The following is a 557-nucleotide window of genomic DNA, read 5'->3' as shown; positions in this document are numbered from 1 at the left end:
GAAGTAGATAGTCTAACCTTCGGGGGGACGTTTACCACGGTGTGGTTCATGACTGGGGTGAAGTCGTAACAAGGTAGCCCTAGGGGAACCTGGGGCTGGATCACCTCCTTACCTATACGACTAACTTAATGTTTGTTGAGTGTTCACACAGATTACTTGATAGAAAGAAAGAGCAAAATTACGTTGGGTCTGTAGCTCAGCTGGTTAGAGCGCACCCCTGATAAGGGTGAGGTCGGTGGTTCAAGTCCACTCTGACCCACCAAAATCTTCTATTTCTCCTAAAATGAAGGTTTTGTATTAACGTATTTTGTTTGACTGCATGTAAATGGGGCTATAGCTCAGCTGGGAGAGCGCCTGCCTTGCACGCAGGAGGTCTGCGGTTCGATCCCGCATAGCTCCACCATTTACTTACTTTTATTTAAACGTAAGTCATGCATATTTGGATAGAGACGCCAAAGATAAAGCGACAGCTTTATCTTTGGCTTTTTTAAGCCCGTTCTTTAACAATTTGGAAAGCTGATAGTATTTAATTGCATGAGTCTGTCATGTTAATTAAT

Annotated in this window: 2 tRNA genes and 1 rRNA gene; all 3 read left to right on the top strand. The window is 43.6% G+C overall.

Annotated elements, in window-relative coordinates:
• Positions 1–111: ribosomal RNA gene (locus K5Q58_RS20760) — 16S ribosomal RNA — on the top strand; the annotation flags it as partial.
• A gap of 74 nt (positions 112–185) precedes the next feature.
• Positions 186–262: transfer RNA gene (locus K5Q58_RS20755), tRNA-Ile, on the top strand.
• 65 nt (positions 263–327) lie between these two features.
• Positions 328–403: transfer RNA gene (locus K5Q58_RS20750), tRNA-Ala, on the top strand.
• Positions 404–557: the final 154 nt, after the last annotated feature.

Origin of the sequence: Shewanella sp. KT0246, from assembly GCF_019654955.1 — a bacterium.
GTDB classification, from domain to species: domain Bacteria; phylum Pseudomonadota; class Gammaproteobacteria; order Enterobacterales; family Shewanellaceae; genus Shewanella; species Shewanella goraebulensis.
The sequence above is the reverse complement of the archived record's forward strand: the minus strand, read 5'-3'. Positions and strand labels throughout refer to the sequence as shown.